The 14,642-nt window shown below is 64.8% G+C and carries 10 protein-coding genes; 2 read left to right on the forward strand and 8 right to left on the reverse strand.

Annotated elements, in window-relative coordinates:
* Nucleotides 1–143: 143 nt before the first annotated feature.
* The 4 genes from SB749_RS02755 to SB749_RS02770 form a co-directional block, all read right to left on the reverse strand.
* Nucleotides 144–809, reverse strand: coding sequence for a nucleotide exchange factor GrpE (locus tag SB749_RS02755; protein WP_410708912.1), 666 nt, complete (start codon nt 807–809; stop codon nt 144–146).
* The gene (dnaK, locus tag SB749_RS02760) at nt 809–2,671 is read right to left on the reverse strand and encodes a molecular chaperone DnaK (protein WP_410708913.1); all 1,863 of its coding nucleotides are present in this window, start codon (nt 2,669–2,671) and stop codon (nt 809–811) included. The genes SB749_RS02755 and dnaK overlap by 1 nt, the downstream gene beginning before the upstream one ends.
* 220 nt (nt 2,672–2,891) lie before the next feature.
* Entirely contained in the window at nt 2,892–3,542 is a 651-nt protein-coding gene (locus SB749_RS02765) for an AAA family ATPase (protein WP_410708915.1), read from the reverse strand.
* A 78-nt stretch (nt 3,543–3,620) separates the two neighbouring features.
* Complete coding sequence (locus SB749_RS02770; protein ID WP_410709920.1) at nt 3,621–4,616, reverse strand: ABC transporter substrate-binding protein; 996 nt, start codon at nt 4,614–4,616, stop codon at nt 3,621–3,623.
* 106 nt (nt 4,617–4,722) lie between these two features.
* Between SB749_RS02770 and SB749_RS02775 the strand changes: the two genes are divergently transcribed.
* A complete protein-coding gene (locus SB749_RS02775; RefSeq protein WP_410708916.1) occupies nt 4,723–4,926 on the forward strand; it encodes a hypothetical protein in 204 nt (67 codons plus the stop codon).
* 134 nt (nt 4,927–5,060) lie between these two features.
* On the opposite strand, the gene SB749_RS02780 is transcribed toward SB749_RS02775, so the two are convergent.
* Complete coding sequence (locus SB749_RS02780) at nt 5,061–6,329, reverse strand: alpha-hydroxy-acid oxidizing protein (RefSeq protein WP_410708917.1); 1,269 nt, start codon at nt 6,327–6,329, stop codon at nt 5,061–5,063.
* A gap of 152 nt (nt 6,330–6,481) precedes the next feature.
* On the reverse strand, nt 6,482–8,170 hold the full coding sequence (locus SB749_RS02785) for an L-lactate permease (RefSeq protein WP_410708918.1): 1,689 nt from the start codon (nt 8,168–8,170) through the stop codon (nt 6,482–6,484).
* A 235-nt stretch (nt 8,171–8,405) separates the two neighbouring features.
* On the opposite strand from SB749_RS02785, the gene SB749_RS02790 reads away from it, so the two are divergent.
* Nucleotides 8,406–9,191, forward strand: a complete 786-nt coding sequence (locus tag SB749_RS02790) for a FadR/GntR family transcriptional regulator (RefSeq protein WP_410708920.1) — start codon at nt 8,406–8,408, stop codon at nt 9,189–9,191.
* Between the two features lie 78 nt (nt 9,192–9,269).
* Here the strand turns inward: SB749_RS02790 and SB749_RS02795 are convergent, their stop codons facing one another.
* Together SB749_RS02795 and SB749_RS02800 are read right to left on the reverse strand one after the other, a co-directional pair.
* Entirely contained in the window at nt 9,270–12,947 is a 3,678-nt protein-coding gene (locus SB749_RS02795) for an efflux RND transporter permease subunit (protein ID WP_410708921.1), read from the reverse strand.
* Between the two features lie 319 nt (nt 12,948–13,266).
* A complete protein-coding gene (locus SB749_RS02800) occupies nt 13,267–14,445 on the reverse strand; it encodes a CobW family GTP-binding protein (RefSeq protein WP_410708922.1) in 1,179 nt (392 codons plus the stop codon).
* Between the last annotated feature and the right edge of the window lie 197 nt (nt 14,446–14,642).

Below are 14,642 nucleotides of genomic sequence, written 5' to 3' on the forward strand. Positions count from 1 at the left end.
GGTATTCACTTGTCCTCTCACAATCCGCATCCCCGGGGCAATGCCCCGAAGATCCGGACCGCCGCCGAGGCGGTTCCCCGGCCCCGTACGTCGGTGAACCGGCGTACGGGGCGGGCGGCTGCCTCGGCGATCATGGTCGCTGCTCAGTCCTCCGGCTGCTGGACACCGACGCGGGCGGCGCGGATGATGCGCTCCCCGATCCGGTAGCCCGGCTGCATGACCAGGAAGAGCGTCGGATTCTCGACCTCATCCGAAGGTTGCTGCATGAGCGCCTCGTGGATGTTCGGGTCGAATTCGTCGCCGACCTCTCCGTACTGTTCGACGCCGATCTTGTTCAGCGATTCGACGAGCTTGTTCACATGGGTCTCGAAAGGCCCGGTGACATCGCCGTTGTCGCGAGCGAGCTTGACCTCGTCGAGCACGGGGATCAGGGCCTCGACGACCTTGATCGTGCCGCCGAGTGCCGCACGCTCACGTTCGCGGTCGGCGCGCATCCGGTAGGCCGCATATTCGGCGTTGATGCGCTTGAGGTCGGCCAGGTATCCCGCTGCCTCCGAACCCGGTTCGGGCTCGGCCTCCGGCTCGATGTCCTCGAGACCCGAGGCGTCGGACGGGATGTCCACACCGAGGTCGCTGGCATCGGCCTGTTCGGCGTTCGGGTCCGCGGTCGGCTCCTCGCCGGCCCCGGCCGAGGCCGACTGGGCGTCGGCCTCGGGACGGACCTCACCGGTGTTCGGATCGACCCGGCGCTTGTCACTGAAGGTGAAGCCTGGCTCCTCGGACGACTTGTCGTTGCCCTCGGCAGTCATTACTTCTTCTCCTCATCCTCATCGTCGACAACTTCTGCGTCGACGACATCGTCGTCGGCGCTTGCATCGGCTGCGCCCTCACCGGCAGCTTCGGCGCCTTCGGCACCGCCCTGCTGGCTGTAGATGGCTTCGCCGATCTTCTGCTGGTTCTCCACGAGCTCGTCGTAGGCGCTCTTCACGGCGTCGTCGTCTTCACCCTTGAGGGCTTCCTTGACGGCGTCGACGTCGCCCTGCATCTCGGTCTTGAGCTCTTCCGGCAGCTTGTCGGCGTTGTCGGTCAGCAGCTTCTCGGTCTGGTAGGCGAGGTTCTCCGCGTTGTTGCGGACGTCGGCAGCCTCACGGCGCTTCTTGTCCTCTTCAGCGTGCTCCTCGGCCTCGCGGACCATGCGGTCGATGTCTTCCTTCGGCAGTGCGGAACCGCCGGTGATCGTCATCGACTGCTCGGTGCCGGTGCCCTTGTCGGTGGCCGACACGTGGACGATGCCGTTGGCGTCGATGTCGAAGGCGACCTCGATCTGCGGCACACCGCGCGGAGCCGGAGCGATGCCGGTCAGCTCGAAGGTGCCGAGGTTCTTGTTGTCGCGAGTGAACTCACGCTCACCCTGGAAGACCTGGATCGACACGGAGGGCTGGTTGTCCTCAGCGGTGGTGAAAGTCTCCGAACGCTTGGTCGGGATCGGGGTGTTGCGCTCGATGAGCTTGGTCATCACGCCGCCCTTGGTCTCGAGTCCGAGCGAAAGCGGGGTGACGTCGATGAGCAGGACGTCCTTGCGCTCACCCACGAGGACACCGGCCTGAACGGCGGCGCCGATGGCGACGACCTCATCGGGGTTGACGCCCTTGTTGGGCTCCTTGCCACCGGTGAGTTCGGTGACGACGGCGGAGACGCCGGGCATACGGGTCGAACCGCCCACGAGGACGACGTGGTCGATGTCGCTGACGGAGACACCGGCGTCCTTCATGACTGCGTGGAACGGAGCCTTGGTGCGCTCGAGGAGGTCCTTGGTCAGGTCCTCGAACTTCGCACGGGTGAGGGTCTCATCCAGGTGGATGGGTCCGTTCTCGCTCATCGACAGGTACTGCAGCGAGATGTTCGTGCTGGTGGCCGAGGACAGTTCCTTCTTGGCCTGCTCTGCGGCTTCCTTGAGGCGCTGCAGAGCGGTGGCATCCTTGGTCAGGTCCACGCCGTAGTTGTTCTTGACCTGCTCGACCAGCCAGTCGACGATGCGCTGATCCCAGTCGTCACCGCCGAGGCGGTTGTCACCGGAGGTCGCACGGACCTGAATGGTGGAGAAGTCGTCTTCGTCCTTGCCGACTTCCAGCAGGGAGACGTCGAAGGTACCGCCACCGAGGTCGAAGACGAGGATGAGCTCGTCTTCCTTGCCGCGCTCGAGGCCGTAGGCCAGAGCGGCAGCGGTGGGCTCGTTGATGATGCGCGAGACGTTGAGTCCGGCGATCTCACCGGCGTCCTTCGTGGCCTGTCGCTCGGCGTCGTTGAAGTAGGCAGGGACGGTGATCACCGCGTCGGTGACCTTCTCCTGCAGGTACTCCTCAGCGTCGTGCTTGAGCTTCTGGAGGATGCGGGCCGAAACCTCGGGAGCCGTCATCTTCTTGCCGCCGAGTTCGGTGGACCAGTCGGTGCCCATGTGGCGCTTGACCGATGCGACGGTGTTCTTGATGTTCGTGACGGCCTGGCGCTTGGCGATCTCACCGACGAGTGAGTCGCCGTTCTTGTTGACTGCGACGACGGACGGGGTCGTGCGACCGCCTTCGGCGTTCGCGATGACCTTCGGCTCGCCGCCTTCGAGGACTGCAACGACGGAGTTCGTGGTTCCGAGGTCGATTCCAACTGCACGTGCCATAGTTTTCTCTCCTTACAGATCGTGAGTTCCTGCGACTCGAATGTGTGCGATCGGGCGGCTCCGGTTCTTGAGTCAGAACCACTCGACCGCACACATTGAGCCAACTGGACTCAAGTATTCTCTTCGAGGTTTCGACCGTCAAGTCGACCTCATCAAAGTTGCGTACACCAGACTCAACTTTGCTGAGGATGGTTTTATTCCGGCGGAAGAGAGATTCTTTTCAGACAGCTGCTGTGGCATCGAGCAGGCCGAGAACATCATCGACAACAGCGTCCCGATGCGACAGCACGACACGACCCCAAGGCTCACCGTCACCGAGGCTGTCACCACGAAGGACGCGTTCGCGCAGCTCGACCCAGCGCCTCCAATGACGGTCGAAGGCGCGTCGTCTCACGACCCTCTTCCGCTCCTCCTGACCACGAAGCGCGGACTCTCGATCCGTATCGATGAAGACGATCATCGGTCGATATCCGAGAATCCCTGCAAGGCCCACAATGAGTCGGCGACTCCATCGGCGCGTGCCCGGATCATGGATGACCAGCGGTCCGCCGCACTTGTTGAGCATGAGCGCGAGCACGCAGAGATGGGCAATAGTGTGAAGAATCGGCCGGACAAGCGCGTACGGCAACCACGGCATCCACTGACGCAGCCGACGTCGCAGGTTCTCCGGGTCCGCCGACCGTGCCTGAGGCGATCGGCCTCGTAATACTCCGAGCGCCTCCGTCTTGCCCGCCCCGGGAACCCCGGCGATGACAATGAGAGGAATCGCACCAGCACTGTCCGATGCGCCGCCGCCTTCGCGCTCTCCTGCGTAACGGTCGAGCTGCCCGACGCTCCCGTCGTCGCCTCTCGCCTGGACTGCTGATCCCATGGTGACCTCTCCGAGTCAGATATTGAGAGTCAGCATAGAGGCGATTTCTTCGCCGTCACTGCGAAGCCCCTCGGAGATTCACTCGCCGAGGTGGCCTTCCAGATCGTCGAGGATCTGACCGGCCCCGGTCGGGCCGAGGCCGAGGAACCAGACATCGTCATTGACGCGGATGGCCTTGCTGTCCTTGACCGCGTCGAGGCCCTTCCATTGGCTCGATTCGAGTGCCTTCTTCTCCCCGGTCGCCTCCGGATCGCCGTAGCTCGTGTAGAAGACATAGTCGCCGGCCGCCTGGTCGAGGTTCTCCGGAGAGATCTCGACGGCGAGCTCGTCGACATCCTGATTCTTCGGACGCTTGAACCCGGCATCGTGGAGGATGACTCCGATGAGCGACTGATTCGCATACAGGCGGAGGCGATCAGGCATGAAACGCACGAGCGAGATCGTCGGGTCGCCATCGACGGAGTCCTTGAGCTCTCCAGCCTCGCGAGCGTATTCCTCAAGCTCCTTCGTCGTCCCGTCCTCCATGCCCATCGCCTCACCGACGAGGCGGAAGTTCTCCTTCCACGGGAAGCCGGGACGGATCGAGAACACCGTCGGGGCAATGGAGTCGAGTTCGTCATAGAGTTTGTCGGCGCGCAGCTGGCTGCCGAGGATGAGGTCGGGTTCGAGTGAGGCGATCTTCTCGAGGTCGAGCTCGTTGATCGTGCCGACCGTCTCGACTCCCTTGACCTGGTCTTCGAGGTAGCTCGGCACCGGGCTGGCACCTTCGGTCGTCACCATGCCGACGGGCTTGATGCCCAGCGACAGGACATCGTCGAGCTCTCCTGTGTCGAGAACGACGACGCGCTCGGGCTTCTTCTCGATCTCCGTGGTGCCGTTGGCATGCTTGACCGTCCGCGGGAAGACCCCGGCCTCGGCATCGCTGCCGAGCTTCGCGGTCTCCTCATCCGCAGTGCCGAATGCCTCGCCTCCTGTCGCTACGTCCTTGTTGCCGGCGTCCCCGTCGGTGTTCTTGTCGTCCCCGGCGGCACAGCCGGCAGCGAGCAGGGCAATGGTCAGAGCTGAGGCGGCCATCGCGACCACCCGATTCTTCAGAGTCGATTTCACGAAGATGAGCCTACCCTAAGTACTCACCCCGCTCGACGGACCACAGCTTCCACACAACCTCACCACGAACGAAGTGTCTCGAGCTGAGGCTCGAATCCGTGCTCTGTTCAACGCGAACGAGAAGACCGCCGCGTCGTATGCGAAGTACTCGCTGGTCGAGAGCACACCCGCCGTGAAGAACGATGCCGTATACCCGATGGGCCTCGACTCATTCGGCCTCGATTGCTACTCCGCCACAAACGTCCTCGACCGCGTCGAGGACGAATTCGGCAAGTGAGCACCTGAACACGAAACGGACGGCCGGCAGCGACGATTCTTCTCGCTGCCGGCCGTCCGTTCTCTGCCTGTGGAACCATCTGGGCGGTGCCGCCTCGGCGATCTGATCGACTTCGGCGGGGCCGCCTCGGCGATTCAGCCCTTGGCCGGGCGGGAGCTGATGATCTCCGCGCGATCGTCACGGTTGAACTGACGCAGCTGGGTCACATGCGTCGGGTTCAGCTCGGAGACGTCGGCGACCTGGAGCAGGCGCATGGTCCGCTCGACCTGCTCGCCGAGGATCTCGATCGTCCGATCCACACCTTCCCGACCGCCGGCCATGAGACCGAAGAGGTAGGCACGGCCGATGAGCGTGAAGTCCGCGCCGAGTGCCAGCGAGGCGACGATGTCGGCGCCGTTGCGGATTCCGGTGTCGATGATGATCTCCACGTCCTTGCCGATCTCACGAGCCACCTCGGGGAGGAGCTCGAAGGGGACGGGGGCACGGTCGAGCTGACGTCCGCCGTGGTTGGACAGGACGATCGAATCAACACCGAGGTCGGCGAGCTTTTTCGCATCCTCGAGCGTCTGCACGCCCTTGACGGAGAACTTGCCGGGCCACATGGCGCGGATCTCGGCGAGGTCGTCGAAATCGATCGAGGGGTCCATCGCGGAGTCAAGCAGTTCGCCGACGGTACCGCCGGTCTCCGACAGGGAGGCGAACTCGAGCTTCGGGGTGGTCAGGAAGTCCCACCACCACCAGGGCCGCGGGATCGCGTTGAGGATCGTCTGCGGGGTCAGCTGGGGCGGAATGGAGAAGCCGTTGCGCGTATCGCGCAGGCGAGCTCCGGCGACGGGGGCGTCGACGGTGAAGAACAGGGTGTCGAATCCGGCGTTCTTCGCGCGCTCGACGAGGCCGTAGGAGATGTCGCGCTGCTTCATCACATAGAGCTGGAACCAGTTGCGCCCGTGCGGGTTCGCCTTCTTCACGTCCTCGATCGACGTGGTGCCCAGCGTCGAGAGCGTGAATGGGATTCCCGCCGCTCCGGCGGCACCGGCACCGGCGGTCTCGCCCTCGGTCTGCATGAGCCGGGTGAAGCCGGTGGGGGCGATGCCGAAGGGCATGGCCGAGCTGCCGCCCATGATCTGGGTCGAGGTGTCGACGTTCGTGACGTCCTTGAGGATCGAGGGGTGGAACTCGATGTCGCGGAAGGACTGGACCGAGCGTTCCATCGAGATCTCGCCCTCGGCGGCGCCGTCCGTGTAGTCGAACGCCGCGGCCGGGGTCCGGCGCTTGGCGATCTTCCGCAGGTCCTCGATCGTCAGTGCGTTCTCCAGGCGACGCTTCTTCGGGTCGAGTTCGAACTTCTTGAACTTCATCAGCTCGAAGATCTCGGCCGGCTGGGGTATCTGCCTCTTGACCATGTGAAACGCTCCTTCGGTTAGGCGGTGGTTGAGACGTGGTTGGTGGGGTGTGGCTGTTAGTTGGTGGGTAGTGGTCAGCGGGGACGGTCTGTGGGGCGGCTCGGTCGCCGTGACGACCGCACCGTTGGGACGGCCTGGTCGCCGTAGGGACCTCAGTGCGAGGGCACCATCCAGGACAGCACCGTCGACTGGAGTCCGACGAGCAGACACATGGCGACGAGCATGCCCAGGGACCAGCCGATGACGCGGCGGAGGATCGAAGCCTCCTTGCCGAGCAGGCCGACGGCTGTGGCTGCGATGGTGAGGTTCTGCGGGCTGACCATCTTGCCAAGGACGCCGCCTGAGCTGTTGGCGCCGACGAGCAGCAGCGGGTTGAGCCCGGCCTCGTGTGCGGCGGTCTGCTGCAGGGTCGCGAACAGTGCGTTCGCCGAGGTGTCCGACCCGGTGACGGCGGTACCCAGCCAGCCGAGGATCGGCGAGAGGAAGGCGAAGAAGGCGCCGGTGCCCGCGATCCAGGTGCCGATGGTGATCGTCTGGCCCGAAAGGTTCATGACATAGGCCAGCGCGAGGACCGATCCGACGGTGAGGATCGAGAACTTCATCTTCACGACGTTGACGATGAAGACGTCGACGGCGTCCTTCGCCGACATCTTGTACACGATCGCGACGATGATGCCGGAGATGAGCAGCAGAGTTCCGGGCGACGACAGCCATTGGAAGTTATAGACCGTGCTCGTCGAAACTTCGCCGGCGGCATCGAGGATGTCGCCGTGCAGTCCGGGCCACGGAATCTTCACATCGGTGGAGGCCAGCCAATTGTTCAACGCCGGTACGAGCTTGGCCACGGAGAAGATGACGATCACCAGCAGGTACGGGAAGAGCGCGAGGAACACCCGGGACCCGGTCAGCGGCGCGGTCTCCTTCTTCATATCCGTGGCCACGGCCGCGGAGGCGCTGCCGGCATCGGGGGCGTCGGCACCTTCGTGCTCGCGCTCGACGGCCATGCGGTCGAGTGCGTCCTGTCCGCCCTTCGGCTTCCAGAACCGGAGCATGATGACGACGGCGGCGAGGCCGACGAGGGAAGCGATGATGTCGGTGAGTTCGACGGAGAGGAACGTGGCGGAGACGTACTGGGCGAGACCGAAGGCGATGCCCACGACCAGTGCCAGAGGCCAGATTTGGCGGAGACCGCGACGCCCGTCGACGAGCAGGACGAGGAAGAGCGGCACGACTGCGGCGAGGAAAGGAGTCTGGTGGCCGACCATGGCGCCGATGTCCTGATAGTCGATTCCCGTCAGAGTGCCGGCGGTGATGATCGGGATGGCGATGGCGCCGAAGGCTACTGGCGCGGTGTTGGCCACGAGGACGACGACGGCGGCGCGCATGGCGGTGAAGCCGACGGCGACGAGCATGACACCGGTGATCGCGACCGGGGCACCGAATCCGGCGAGCGCCTCGAGGAGGCCGCCGAAGCAGAAGGCGACGATGATCGCCTGGATTCGCGGGTCGTCGGAGATGACGTTGATGACCAGCCGGAGGTCTTCGAAGCGCCCCGAGCGCACGGTGAGCTCGTAGAGCCAGATCGCGGTGATGACGATCCACATGATCGGGAACAGACCGAAGGCGAATCCCTGCGTCGCCGACAGCGCAGCGAGACTGACGGGCATTCCGTAGGCGGCGATCGCGACGATGAGAGCGACGCCGACGGCGGTCAGTCCGGCCCAATGGGCCTTCCACTTCAGTGCCCCGAGGGTGATGAAGATCGTCAGCAGCGGCAGGATCGCCAGCAGGGACGACCACAGCAGACTGTCGGCAACCGGTGCGATTTCAGGTGTGTACATGGCTTCTCCAAAGCGGCCGGGCCTGCCCACACCGGGTCCGTTCCCCTGTGAACGCGCTCCGAACTCGAATGATCAAACTTTTCAGTATGGCCTTTATGAGGTCAGACCATTAATCTGAGCATAGGGCGAGGGTGTGATCTGCGTCAAATATTCTCCGGCGGCGATTCCGGTCACAGCCCACGAGCAGGACGACGAGCAACGAGAGGCATGACATGATGGCGCGGTGGAGACGACCATGAACGATGATGCGAACGAGGCCCGCACGGAAGAGGCCGAGCGCACCGAGGCGACCGTGGGCCCCGAGTGGAAACCCGTGAACCGGACGAGCACCTATGAGCTCGTCATCGATGCCGTCGAAGAGCAGATCATGACCGGTTCGCTGGGCGTCGGAGATCCTCTGCCTGCAGAACGCGACCTGGCGACGAAGCTCGGCGTCAGTCGCGCCAGTGTGCGCGAGGCGCTGCGCGTGCTCGACAGCCTCGGCGTGGTCCGGTCCTCGGGAGGGTCCGGCCGCGGTGCCGGCACGTTCATCGCCGCCATGCCCTCGGCAGCGCTCACCCGCTTCCTCCGCCTTCATGTGGCGCTCACGAACTTCAGCATCGATGACGTGACGGAGACGCGCATCCAGCTCGAACGCTCGAGCGCGATCCTCGCGGCGACCCGTGCCGATAAGGACGCACTGGCAGAGGTGAATGCGCAGCTGGCGATGATGGACACTCCCGGGATCAGCCTGGAGACCTTCAACGACGCGGACACCGCGTTCCACGTCGCCATCGCTCAGGCGGCTGGAAATCAGCTGTTCTCCGACCTCACCGGGGCCATCCGCACCTCTCTGCGGAAGTCGATCTTCTCCTCGTTCAGCCGCGTGGACGACCAGCAGGCGCTGATGGCGAAGCTGCAAGCCCAACACCACGGAATCATGGACGCCATCACCGCCGGTCGCGCCGAGGAAGCCGCAGCCCTGACCGAGGAGCACATCCGCTTCGCCGCCTCACGCCTCCCCGGCCTCTCAGACACCTGACCCGCCCCAATTACTACCTGACGGCGGCCCAGCAATTTGGCGCGAGGTTGCTGGGCCGCCGTCAGGTAGTAAGGGTGGTCAGGTTTCGTCGGAACGTTGGGCCACCTCAGCGGTTTCCGCTTCGATCCGCGCTTGATTCTCCGCCCGCTTCTTGGCGCGCTTCTCTTCCTTGTGCTCCGCTCGGTCCTCTTTGCGTCGTTCGACGAGGAGGTAGAGGGCGGGGACCAGGATGAGCGTGAGCACCGTCGACGAGGTGAGCCCGCCGATGACGACGATCGCCAGTGGCTGCGAGATGAACACTCCCTCACCGGTCAGCCCCAGCGACATCGGCACGAGGGCGAAGATCGTCGCGGCCGCGGTCATGAGGATCGGGCGCAGGCGCAGTCGGGTGCCGTGGACGATCGCATCCATGAGATCGAGTCCGTCCTCACGCAGCTTGTTGATGAGGTCGATGAGCACGATCGCGTTCGTCACGACGATGCCGATGAGCATAAGCAGACCGATGAGCGAGGGAATGCCCAATGGTGTGCCGGTCGCCAGCAGGAGCAGCACGGCTCCGGTCGCGGCGAACGGAATCGACACCAGCAGGATGAGCGGCTGGACGAAGCTGCGGAAGGTCGCGATCATCACGAGGAACACGAGCACGATCGCCACGGCCATCGCCATTCCGAGCTGACCGAACGACTCCGCCTGCTCCTGGCTGGCACCGCCGACGTCGAAACTGACTCCGTCGGGCAGATCCATGGTCTCGGTCAGGTCAGTGGCCGCGGCGGTGACCGTTTCGAGCTGGCCGCTGGACGGGGTTGCGAACACGGTGACCTTCCGGTCTCCGTCGGCACGGTCGATCGTCGCCGGGGTCTCGGTCTTCTTCACCTCCGCGATCTCGTCGACGGTGATCGGCTCACCCTTGATGTCGGGGATGGCGGCCTGCTCATCGGCAAGCGCCTCTTCCTCCTCCTGGCTCTGCTCCTGTTCACGCTGGCCGTCGACGAGGTCGTCGATGGCGTCGTTGGCTTCCTTCAGCCCCTTCTCGGCCTGTTCGACGCCTTCGCGGGCCTGCTCCATCTGGTCGGCAGCCATGTCGCCCGGACTCGGAGCCGGCGGCGGATTCTCGGCATCGCGCAGGGCCTTGCGGGCCTGTTCAAGCTGGTCGGCGGCGTTGTCACGGGCTTCACGGGCGGACTCAAGCTGCTCGGCCGATTCGTCAGCAGCCTTGCGCTTGGCCTCCTCGGCGCGGGCATCGGTCTTCTCCTCGACCCGATCCGTCGCATCTTCCTGGGCGTTCTGCGTCTGCACCTCGGTGACGGGCAGTTCGAGAGCACGGATCTCGTCCGGGGTCGCATCCGGATGAGTCGGGGCGAGGGTGATGTCGCGCTCCTGGCCGTTGAGAGTGATGGTGCCGGCCTCGACGCCGTGGAGTGCGGCGGCGATGGCCTGACCGACCTCAGCCTGGCTGAATCCGTAGTCGGCGGCTTTCTCCCGGTCGACATCGACTTCGATGACCGGCTGGTCGGCGGCGAGGTCGCTGCGGGCGGACTGGACACCGTCGGTCTCCGCCATCTTCTTCGTCACCTCATCGGCGGCCTTGCGCAGCTTACCCAGGTCGGTGCCCGAGAGGGTGACCTCGACATCCTCGCTGACGGAGCCGCCGGCGTCCTGGACGTCGATCTCGCCCGCGTCCGTCCCGAGGTCGTCGAGCTGGGTGCGGAGACGGTTCATCGCGACCTCGGCCTCGGAGTCCTCGGCCAGGGTGACGTTGAACTGGTTCTCTGCACCGGATTCGGGTCCGTTGACCGTCGTCGAGTAGGTCTCGACGTCCGGATCATCACCAAGCACGGTCTCCACTCGCTTCGCGGCTTTGTCACCGGCTTCGAGCGAAGCACCGGCTGGAAGAGTCTGCGTGATGTTCACGGAGTTCTGCCCGGCCGATCCGAGCAGGTCCGTCTTGAGGAAGGTCGCGCCCATCATCGTGACGATGAAGATGACGACGGAGAAGGCGATGGTCCTCCAGGGATGGTGCAGAGCGGAGATGATCGCCGGCAGACTGCGCTGCTGGAGGCGGTCGACTCGGCCGGAGGCCTCACCGTTTCCGGACGCAGGAGCGACGACGGGTTCGACGGTTGCGTCCGGCAGCAGGTCCTTGCCCTTCGCTGCGCGTTTGGCGTTCTTCTTGTCGATCGACTTCTGGCGGCGTTCGGCACGGGCCACCGAGCGGCGGTGCTGCTTGGCCGCCCACAGCTCATAGCTGCGGTCGGTGGCTGCTTGCCGTTTGGGCGAGAGCGGTTTGGGACTGCGGCGCAGGACCCAGTAGCTGAACACAGGGACGATCGTCAGCGCCACGACGAGGGAGGCCAGCAGCGCCAGGGAGACGGTGACGGAGAAGGGGCGGAACAGCTGACCGGCGATGCCGTCGACAAACGCGATGGGCAGGAACACGGCGACAGTGGTCAGGGTCGAGGCGGTGATGGCACCGGCGACCTGCTTGACGCTGGCGACGATGTCTTCGACCGTCAAATCGGTCGTGCCCTGCCGTCTCCGGATGTTCTCGATGACGACGATGGAGTCGTCGACGACACGGCCGACGGCGATCGTCAGGGCACCCAAAGTGAGGATGTTGAGCGTGTAGTCGCCGACCATGAGGCCGATCATCGCGATGAGCAGCGACATCGGGATCGAGATCGCGGCGACGATGGTCGAACGGAACGAGCCGAGGAAGGCGAGGATGACGAAGATCGCGAACATCAGGCCGAGTCCGCCTTCGACGGAGAGGTCGTGGATCGATTTCTCGATCTCCGGAGCCTGATCGAAGATCGTCGAGAATTCCGTGTCCTCGCCGAGCTTCGGACCGACTTTGTCGAGGGTGTCGGCGACCTTGTGTGAGACGTCGACGACATTGGCGTCCTGGTCTTTGGTCACGGACACAGTCACGGAATCCTTGCCGTCGGCACGGGACAGTGAGGTCTTCTCGACCGAGTCGAGGTCGACATCGGCGACCTCACCCAGCAGCACGGTGCCGTCCGCGGTGCGCAGTGGCGTCTTCTCGATCTGTTCGACGGCGTCGACCTCGGTGCCGACCTCGACGGCCATCGATGTTTCGCCCTGGGAGCTCTGGCCAGCGGGAACGACGGTGCCGGCGGCTTCGAGCTCATCGGGTACGGAGGATTCAACGACATTCTTCTCCGCCACATCCTCCGGGCGGAAGGTGATGGAGACCCGCTGCTCGTCCTGGCCGGTGACCTCGACGTTCGAGACACCGTCGAGAGCGCGGAGTTCGGGGACGAGGTCCGTCTCGAGACGGTCACCGAGGGTGGCGGAGTCTCCGCCGGAGACGGCGAACATCGTCACCGGGACCTCATCCATCTGATACGACAGCACTTCCGCCTCGGCGTCGGCGGGCAGGTCCGACTTCACTCCGTCGACGGCCGAGCGGACGGCGTCGGTCATCTCTTCGGAGTCCTTGCCGAACGGCCACGTCACCTCGGCGGTCATCATCCCCGACGAGGTGGAGGTGGTCACCGATTCGAGTTCTCCGACCCCGTCGAGCGCGGTCTCGAGAGGCTTGGTCACGGTCTCCTCGATCACCTCCGGAGAGGCGCCGGGGACGGTGGCCTGCACCGAAGTGCCGGGCAGGTCGACCGAGGGCATCGTCTCCTGGTTGAGCGAGGTGGTCGCGACGATGCCGAAGACGGCGATCACGAGGGTGAGCAATCCGACGATGAGGCGGTTCTTCAGACTCATCCGGGTGATCAGGTGCACGGAGTTCCTCCGGGTTCGGGGGTGTGAGCAGGGCGCTCCAGTCAGTCTTCCAAGCGGATCGCTTCAGCGGATCGCCCAAAAGTAGGCAACGGTGTCCCCCAAAAGGATGAATTCTCACTGCTGGTCCCGGCAGGTCGATCACGGCCGTTCGGTGGGGCACGTTTCGACCCTAGAAGCGGTCACGGGTGCCCAGCACGGGAGTTGACCTCCAGACCACCCTCAGGAAACACGGAGGAAAACCGGAGGATCCCCTCCCCTTACTACCTGACGGCGGCCCAGCAACCTCGCGCGAGGTTGCTGGGCCGCCGTCAGGTAGTAATCAGGTGTGGAGGCGGACGTGGTGGAGGAGGCGTTCGGAACGGTCACTGCCTGATGCCGCGACATCCAGGCCTCCGGCGGCGTCGCTATTGAGGGCGGCGGTCAAAGTGGCTTCGGCCGCCTCGGTGTCGAAGTCCTCTCCGATGGCGACGAGGACGCTGTCGACATCCGGCCGATCACCATTCCCTGCCCTCGATGACGGAGTCTTCGGGACAGGTCGGGCCGCCTCGGCGACGTAGACGTTCGGACCCACAGCCTGCACATCGAAGCTGCGCCTGCGAGATCCTACAGCCGCGAGCACTGTGCCCTTCACGCGATACACCCCGGGCGGGAGGTCTTCGACGAAATCCATCACCGCATCCGGATCGACTGGGCCGTTGCCGGTGACGGTCACCGACTGGGCGTGCCGGTGGGGCATGGATTCCACCTCGACCTCGTCGTCACCGAACTCGTCGGCCGCCGCCTCGGCATAGGCCTGACGCAGCAGTTCCCGGATCGGCAGCTCAGGTTGGATCGGGTCGTCACCGGCGTCGGAGCCGCTTCGGCGACGATCCTGCTCGTCTTCGCCCGGGTCGAAGATCAGTGTGGGGTCGAGGCGGCCGTGTTGGGTGCCGATGACGATGACGCGCGGATTGCGTTCGTGGACGCGGGCACGCACGGCCTCGACCGTGGCGTCACGGCCGGCGGTCGGCACCTGGTCGAGCTTGTTGACCAGCACCAACGTCGTCGCGGCGAAGCGCAGGGGCGGCAGATTCGAGGTATCGACGGTGTCGAAGTACATGGTGGCGTCGACGACGTCGATGACCCCGCCGAGGTGGAATCGGTGGTGGCCCATGCGCGTGATCATACGGGCCAGGGTCAGGGGCTCGGCGAATCCGCTGGCTTCGACGATGATCGCGTCGAGGCGCAGCTTGGGGTTCGTCATCGCCACGAGCGCGTCTTCGAGTTCGGAGTCATCGGTCAGGCAGCACACGCATCCGCCCGAGATCGACAGCGGTTCGTCGACCTGGCCGACGACGAGTCCGGCGTCGATATTGAGGTCGCCGAAGTCGTTGACGATGACGCCGATGCGGGCGTCGGGGTGGCGCAGCAGGTGATTGAGCAGGCTCGTCTTTCCGGCACCGAGGTAGCCGGTGAGCAGGATGACCGGGATCGCAGGTCTGCGGACGGGTCCGCTCATTGCGCCTCCTCGGTGGTCGTGCTCGGTGGTCGTGCTCGGTGTTCGTGCTCGGTGGTTCGACCGCACGGGTTCCGCTGTGCCTGCGGGCCCCGTCCTCGGTACAGGGTCAATCGTAGAGGTGTGGGCGAATCGCCCGTTAATGGTAACGTGTTTCATTATTTCTCTCGCATATGCACGCTCATGCATATGCCCCTGTG

This window comes from Brevibacterium sp. SIMBA_078 (assembly GCF_046534565.1).
Lineage (GTDB): Bacteria > Actinomycetota > Actinomycetes > Actinomycetales > Brevibacteriaceae > Brevibacterium.

Bases quoted from the DNA above. Each gene is read 5' to 3' on its own strand.
- SB749_RS02790 (WP_410708920.1), top strand. From the start codon at position 8,406: ATGAACGATGATGCGAACGAGGCCCGCACGGAAGAGGCCGAGCGCACC.
- SB749_RS02765 (WP_410708915.1), bottom strand. From the start codon at position 3,542: ATGGGATCAGCAGTCCAGGCGAGAGGCGACGACGGGAGCGTCGGGCAG.
- SB749_RS02755 (WP_410708912.1), bottom strand. From the start codon at position 809: ATGACTGCCGAGGGCAACGACAAGTCGTCCGAGGAGCCAGGCTTCACC.
- SB749_RS02800 (WP_410708922.1), bottom strand. From the start codon at position 14,445: ATGAGCGGACCCGTCCGCAGACCTGCGATCCCGGTCATCCTGCTCACC.
- SB749_RS02780 (WP_410708917.1), bottom strand. From the start codon at position 6,329: ATGGTCAAGAGGCAGATACCCCAGCCGGCCGAGATCTTCGAGCTGATG.
- SB749_RS02785 (WP_410708918.1), bottom strand. From the start codon at position 8,170: ATGTACACACCTGAAATCGCACCGGTTGCCGACAGTCTGCTGTGGTCG.
- SB749_RS02770 (WP_410709920.1), bottom strand. From the start codon at position 4,616: ATGGCCGCCTCAGCTCTGACCATTGCCCTGCTCGCTGCCGGCTGTGCC.
- dnaK (WP_410708913.1), bottom strand. From the start codon at position 2,671: ATGGCACGTGCAGTTGGAATCGACCTCGGAACCACGAACTCCGTCGTT.